Below are 6,739 nucleotides of genomic sequence, written 5' to 3' on the forward strand. Positions count from 1 at the left end.
CCCTGAATCAATGACTTGGGCTGGCGTCAAGCTAACCCGCTGATACCACTCAACTTAGTTTCGGATCGGGCTCTTAGAGATGGAACGGAGTTGAAGTTAAACATGGACTTCGGTGTTGCACAACGGGAACTGGCCAATAAACGACCGTTCGCGGGAGGTGTTACAACCGCTCGGTTTTGCTTTATTACAGGTTGCTGCCGGGCCTTCGCGAGCAGTTTCCCTGACGATTGCAAGCGCCTACAGCTAGGTAGATTCCGAAGGTTAGCTTCCTTGTTCCAAATCATTAGCTGTCAGTTCCCCAACCCCGAAGGAACTGATCATGCCACAAGCATCGCACACCAAGGCCGCCGAGCATCATGAAGCGACGGCCAAGACGCACCGCACGGCCGCCGAGCATCACGGTAAAGGCGATCATGCCAAGGGGCTGGAGCACTCGACCAAGGCGCACGGTCAGTCGGAAGCGGCACACAAGATGTCGACCGAAGCGCACGGCAAAAGCGTTGCGCACGCTAAGAAGTGAGCATATTGGAGCGGGTTCGTCTCGCTCCAATTTTCCTGCCCGACATTGGCATCACGACCAAGCGGAGAACGATCTTGTTTCGTGATTTACTGGTCCACGTCGATGGAAGCGAAGCGGCGCGCGCGCGCGTTCGCCTCGCTATTCGACTGTGCTTGTTGAGTGGATGCGCCGGTGACAAAGCAGGCCATCGGAACGCCGGCGCGGTGCTGAGCGTGGCGGAGTAAAATCCAGCCGTTGGTAAGGCTGCTTCTTTTAGGAGCGGCCGGGGATGTTTGGCGTGGAGAGTTATGCCGCCGTTCGGCGCTTCGTGTTCGTTGAGGGTCACAGCCGTCGCGAGGCGGCGCGTGTGTTCGGGCTGAACCGGGAGACGGTGGCCAGGATGTGCCGGTTCTCGTTGCCACCGGGATATACGCGCAAGGAACCGGCGGCGAAGCCGAATCTGGGGCCGCTGCTGCCTGTGATCGATGCGATCCTGGCAGCGGACCAGACAGCGCCTGTGAAGCAGCGGCATACGGCCAAGCGGATCTTCGAACGGCTGCGCGACGAGCATGGCTTTGCCGGCGGATATACCGTGGTGAAGGATCATGTCCGGCTTTGCCGGGCGCGCGGGCGCGAGACGTTCGTGCCGCTGGCACACCCGCCGGGTCATGCGCAGGTGGATTTTGGCGAGGCGGTCGGCGTGATCGGCGGGGTGCGCCAGAAGATCCACTTCCTGTGCATGGACCTGCCGCAGTCGGATGCCTGCTTTGTGAAGGCCTATCCGCGCGAGACGACGGAGGCGTTCCTCGACGGGCATGTGTCGGCGTTCGCATTCTTCGGCGGCGTGCCGCTGTCGATCCTGTACGACAACACGACGATCGCGGTGGCAAAGATCCTGGGCGACGGGAGGCGCGAACGCACGCGTGCCTTCACCGAGTTGTGCAGCCATTACCTGTTCCGCGATCGCTTCGCGCGACCGGCCAAGGGCAACGACAAGGGCAAGGTCGAAGGGCTGGTCAAGTTCTCGCGCGCCAACTTCATGGTGCCGGTCCCGCACGCTGCCAGCTTCGACGATCTGAACATTATGCTGGAAGAGCGCTGCCGCGCTCGACAGCGCGATCATGCCGGCCGCCATGCCGAGACGATCGGCGAGCGTCTAGTGGTCGATCGCGCAGCGCTGCAACCGCTGCCGGCGGTGCCGTTGGAGCCCTGCGAGAAGCGCAGCGGGCGGGTCTCGTCGATGGCGCTCGTGCGCTATCGGACCAACGACTACTCAGTGCCGACCGCTTACGGCTTCCAGGACGTGGTGGTGAAGGGCTTCGTCGCCGAGGTGGTGATCCTGTGCGGCGGCAAGGAGATCGCTCGCCACCAGCGGTGCTATGGCGAGGGCGTGTTCGTCGCCAACCCGCTCCACTATCTGGCGTTGATCGAGACCAAGCCCGGCGCGCTCGACCAAGCCGCAGCGTTGCAGGGCTGGGCGTTGCCGGATGTGTTCCAGCACCTGCGACACCTGCTCGAAGCTCGGATGGGCAACCGGGGCAAGCGTGAGTTTATCCAGGTGCTGCGCCTGCTGGAGGCGCTGCCGCTCGACGTCGTCACGGGCGCGGTGACCCATGCGATCCAGATCGGTGCGGTCGGGTTCGATGCGATCAAGCTGATCGCGCTGGCGCGCATCGAGCGGCGACCCGCCCGGCTCGACCTGGCGGCGTATCCGCACCTGCCGCGAACAGCGGTGAAGACGACCTCGGCCGCCGACTACGCGGTGCTGGCGGCATGAGCGGCGCACCTGATACGATGCCGGTCGGCACGATGAGCGGCACGCCGCAGGTGCTGCTGGCCCATCACCTCAAGCAGTTGAAGCTGCCCACCGTGCTGCGCGAGTATGACAAGGTGGCCCGCGAGTGCGCGCACGATGGCACCGATCACCCGCGCTATCTGTTGCGGCTTATCGAGCTCGAGCTGATCGATCGCGAACGGCGCACGATCGAGCGGCGTATCAGGGCGGCACGGTTCCCGGCGGTGAAGAGCTTCGACACGTTCGAGTTTACCGCCATCCCGAGCCTCAACAAGATGCTCGTCCTGGAGCTTGCCCGCTGTGAGTATGTTCTGCGGCGCGAGAACATCATCGCGCTAGGCAACAGCGGCACGGGCAAGACGCATGTCGCGCTCGCCCTCGGCCTGGCCGCCTGCCAGAAGGGCTTTACGGTGACGTTCACGACCGCGGCGGCGCTGGTCAGCCAGCTGCTGGAAGCGCGCGACGAACGCCGCCTGCTGAAAATGCAGCGCGACCTTGCCGCGGTGAAGCTGCTGATCATCGACGAGCTTGGCTATGTGCCGCTGTCGCCCACGGGCGCCGAGCTGCTGTTCGAGGTGTTCTCCCAAAGATATGAGCGTGGCTCCACTATCGTCACCTCCAACCTGCCGTTCGAGGACTGGACCCAGGTGCTGGGAAGCGAGCGGCTCACCGGCGCGCTGCTCGACCGGCTCACCCACCACGTCAGCATCCTGACGATGAATGGCGATAGCTACCGGCTGAAGGAGTCCGCCGGGCGCCGACGCTCCGCCGCCAGGGCGGAGCAAAACCAGGCCACTGAGATCATCGACCCCGAAACCGGCGAGATCACCACCGCCTGATCAACGACGACAACGATATGAAGAGGGCCCCGATCGGGGCCCTCTTCATATCGTCAGGCTCGCATCAACAATGGCCTGCTTTTACTCCGCCCCGCTGGCCTGGAATCCGACCGGCGTTGACACAGGACGAATTGATTCTTAATTCTGGCGGGCTAGGAGCAAGCGCATGCCAAGCTGCGAAACGCCAATCGCTACAGATATACCACCCGCGAGAGATACCCCGCCCATGGCGGAACGCGCCGTGCGTACCAGCGTGCTGCTAGCCGCAACTATCGAGCAGTTCGGGGGGAACCATGCTCGCACCCACAAGGTACGGGATCTCTCTAGCGGGGGTGTCCGTGTCGATCAGGGCGACGCGCTTCGGAAAGGAGCTACTGTCGTCATAACCGTCGGATCGCTGGAGGCCGTGCCGGCAACCGTGGTCTGGATTGCCGATGGGTGGGCCGGCTTGAAGTTTGCGACGGTGATTGATCCAGACCAAGCACGCACACGAGCGGCGCTGAAGCCAAAGCAGGTTTCCAATCACAAAAAGTCTGATCCATCTCCCGGTCCTACCGCTGGATGGGCCGGTGACCTGCGGAACCCTTACCGTCGATAGCAATCATAGGTCGCGGTGGGTCGCTACGCCCAACTATTTTTCAGGTGCTTATCTCGATCCCGCTGGTCGAACGGCGCGGCTCCCGCCCAGGCCCTCAGGGCACTCAGCCCAACCTATCGAGCCGGATGCCCTCGTAGCGTTAATTGTCGTCCTCATCATCGCGCCAGTGCTGATGCTCGCGACGTTCGTGCTCCCAGTAGAGCCGCCTTTGCTGCGCCGCGCGCCGCTGTTCGAGGCGCGCTCGCTCTTGCCACTCGTAACTGGGTCGACTGTAGTAAGAATAGTTTTGATACTGTGGCACGCCGTACGTGTAATAGCTGCTTGCAGGGTAGTTGTCGTCATCATCATAAGAGTAGCTGTTGTAGCCCCCGGACCCAAAGCTCAGCGTAATACCACCGAAGCTTTGGGCCGACGCAGGAGAGGCTAGCACGAAGGCCGAGGCAGTCACCAATGCAACCGTCATAGCGAGTTTGCGAACGTTCATCATGGTTTCTTCCTTCACACGATCACAGTGTTACCGGCAGTCGTTCCCGCTGCGCTCGATTGCACGGCCAGCCAACGCGCCACCACCTGCACCAAGAATAAGGCCTGTCGTGCTCGGGCGGTCATATTGACCACCCCGGCCAATTTCACGCCCGAGCAGGCCGCCGGCAACTGCGCCGAGGATAGCCCCAGTGGTACCGGATTTGCAGCGCTGCCCCTGATAATACGTCTGCTGCTGCGGATAGTCGCCACGATCCGCGTAGTCCTGGGACTCGCGTGCATTGTAGTAGCCCTGGTAGCGGCTCCGCTGATAGCGATGCTCATACTGGGCGCGACGCTGCTGCTGGTAGCGCTGATATTCGCGCTGCTGACGGTAGTTCTGATAATTCGCGTCCTGATCATATCCATCGCCCTCACCCTGATACTGCTGGTGATAGACTTGGCGACCGTAGTAATCCTGGGCCGATGCAGGAGCCGCAGCGATTGCCGCGAGAGCTACGCTTGAGGTTATCAAGGCTGAGATCAACGTCTTCTTCACGGCTTGTCTCCTCGGAATGATCCAATCATGCCGTTGTAGGTGAGTCGCTGTGAAATCGTGCTGAACACGATTGTTATCGGAGGTTCATTTATGGCCTTATCGGCCCTTTTATACCGGAGCCAATCGGTTTGCGCGGATCAGCGCCGCGCTCTCTTGCGTGTCGTGATGATCGATGTTTCCTTGACGACCGACAAGGACTGGCGGGTGACGATGGCACGCGGCGCTCATCAGCCAGCAAGAAACCCGGGCGTACAGGGGATCCGATTTGAAACGAGCGGAGATGTAGACATGTACCACACACGCTTCGACAAGATGGTCACGGCCGATACGCCTTTTGCGGAGCTTCTCGATCGCCACAGAGCGCTGCTACGCGCCCATGCCCGTCGCCTGACCGGTAACAGCTTCGATGCCGACGATCTTCTCCAAGACACGATGCTGCGGTGCTGGTCGGCCCGGAAAAGCTTCGAGCCAGGCAGCAATCTCGGGGCCTGGAGCCGGGTGGTGATGCGCAACAGCTTTCTTTCGGCTCATCGCCGTGATCGTTTCCATGCCAGCCTGCCGGAGGAAGCTTTCGACCGCCTGCCCGGTGCCGAGGGCGGCCAGGATCAGGCGGTGGAATTGCGCGACATTGGATGGGCGCTCGGCCAACTCAGTCCAAACCACCGCGATGCGGTGCTGCTCGCCGGAAAGGGCATCTCGATCGAGGATGCCGCATGCCAGCTCGCCATCCCGGAAGGCACCTTCAAGAGCCGGGTTGCGCGCGGCAGGACGCGTCTCCGGCAACTGGTCGACGACTCCGATGCCCGGCCGTTCTCAACAAGCGTACCCAAGGAGAAACCTCCGGAACGCCGCGACTGGAAAGGCGTGCTGATCGGATAGCCGCATTATAAAATGACCGTAAAAATCGGTCATTCCCGATGCCAAACTCAAAGATTTTGCATCAGTACCGCGGGGCGAAGTGGGTCGGCTAACCCGTACTTGCGGCCGTCCGCGGCTTGCAGACACGCCTGAAACCAGACATCCTCTCGCTTGGGAGGTGAGCGTATGCGAGCATTGTTTGTCGTTCTGGCCGCGACCTTGGCTGCCGCTTGGACTTTCCCAGTCTTCGCTCAGGCAACAACGCGTCCATGCGGTACCGTCGAGCAACCTGGTCCCGCCTGCCTGCTATCTCGAGCGGAGCTTCCGTCGCTACCGGCCGGCAAACTCTTCTGGCACTTGGATCGTTTCACGTCGATAACTGCCGCCGAAGCGGGCGCCGCGAAAACCAGCGTGGTCGTGGAGTCGTTCGGCTCAACCTGGCTATTTACGCTTGCGAGAAAAGCATGGCATCCCAAAGGCGGTAAGCATGTCTCGACTGTAGGATCCTTACCGGTCGCCCCCGCGACTCGCTATGCTGCCGAATACCTTCGATCAATTTTCACACCTGGCACCAAGGCACCGCTGCACGTCCATTCCGGGCCAGAGGCGTTCTTTGCTGTGAGCGGCGACACGTGCCTCGAAACCCCGGCCGGCGTTCAGACGGCGCGCGGACCAGGAACTAGCCTCATGATCGAGGCCGGACCACCAATGCTTCTAATGGCCATCGGCACTGTTCCCCGGCAAGGCTTTGCCCTCATCCTTCACGATGCGGACATGCCTCCAACAACGTTGATGCAAGCCTGGCATCCGCAAGGGTTGTGTGCACGGCAGCTGTCGTCGGACCAAGCTCAAAAGCCAGCCGGCAACTGACCAACAGTTTCCCGCGTTCGTGATGCGAAAATCACACAGAGCGTGTGAAAAGTCGTGAGCAGCGGCGTAGACGGTGACGGGTTTCCTCTGCCCGAGCGCGCAAGCCGAACAAGGCGTAATTCTGTCGTCTGGCCGCCCCTTGGGGCCGCCAGAAGCCGTTTACGCGAGGCCCAGCGGTTCATAGAGGTGGCTCGGCAAATTTGGACAGGCTGTTAAGTGGAGTTTCTGCCTGAAGGTGGCCAGCATGGCTGCCGAACAG

8 protein-coding genes are annotated in these 6,739 nt (G+C 61.6%); 6 read left to right on the top strand and 2 right to left on the bottom strand.

The features are described 5' to 3' along the window. The first annotated feature begins 319 nt into the window (after positions 1 to 319). From QN347_RS18410 to QN347_RS21020, 4 genes are all read left to right on the top strand, one after another. Complete coding sequence (locus tag QN347_RS18410) at positions 320 to 520, top strand: hypothetical protein (RefSeq protein ID WP_322164248.1); 201 nt, start codon at positions 320 to 322, stop codon at positions 518 to 520. Positions 521 to 788: 268 nt separating this feature from the next. Then, positions 789 to 2,276 (top strand): IS21 family transposase, encoded by a 1,488-nt coding sequence (gene istA / locus QN347_RS18415; RefSeq protein ID WP_322164249.1) that lies wholly within the window; start codon positions 789 to 791, stop codon positions 2,274 to 2,276. Further along, positions 2,273 to 3,133 carry an IS21-like element helper ATPase IstB gene (istB, locus tag QN347_RS18420; RefSeq protein ID WP_322164250.1) on the top strand — a complete coding sequence of 287 codons (861 nt, stop codon included), beginning with the start codon at positions 2,273 to 2,275 and terminating at the stop codon, positions 3,131 to 3,133. Before istA ends, istB begins: the two co-directional genes overlap by 4 nt. Before the next feature lie 226 nt (positions 3,134 to 3,359). Beyond that, positions 3,360 to 3,731, top strand: coding sequence for a PilZ domain-containing protein (locus tag QN347_RS21020; RefSeq protein WP_416194532.1), 372 nt, complete (start codon positions 3,360 to 3,362; stop codon positions 3,729 to 3,731). A gap of 139 nt (positions 3,732 to 3,870) precedes the next feature. On the opposite strand, the gene QN347_RS18425 is transcribed toward QN347_RS21020, so the two are convergent. Then, positions 3,871 to 4,218 carry a hypothetical protein gene (locus tag QN347_RS18425; RefSeq protein WP_322164251.1) on the bottom strand — a complete coding sequence of 116 codons (348 nt, stop codon included), beginning with the start codon at positions 4,216 to 4,218 and terminating at the stop codon, positions 3,871 to 3,873. Positions 4,219 to 4,245: 27 nt separating this feature from the next. Further along, entirely contained in the window at positions 4,246 to 4,752 is a 507-nt protein-coding gene (locus QN347_RS18430; protein ID WP_322164252.1) for a hypothetical protein, read from the bottom strand. 165 nt (positions 4,753 to 4,917) lie between these two features. On the opposite strand from QN347_RS18430, the gene QN347_RS18435 reads away from it, so the two are divergent. Both QN347_RS18435 and QN347_RS18440 read left to right on the top strand, forming a co-directional pair. Next, complete coding sequence (locus QN347_RS18435; RefSeq protein WP_322164253.1) at positions 4,918 to 5,631, top strand: sigma-70 family RNA polymerase sigma factor; 714 nt, start codon at positions 4,918 to 4,920, stop codon at positions 5,629 to 5,631. Between the two features lie 336 nt (positions 5,632 to 5,967). Then, positions 5,968 to 6,480 (top strand): hypothetical protein, encoded by a 513-nt coding sequence (locus QN347_RS18440; RefSeq protein WP_322164254.1) that lies wholly within the window; start codon positions 5,968 to 5,970, stop codon positions 6,478 to 6,480. Positions 6,481 to 6,739 lie beyond the last annotated feature (259 nt).

It is taken from the genome of Sphingomonas sp. 10B4, assembly GCF_035019905.1.
In the GTDB taxonomy this organism is placed as follows: Bacteria; Pseudomonadota; Alphaproteobacteria; order Sphingomonadales; family Sphingomonadaceae; genus Sphingomonas; species Sphingomonas glacialis.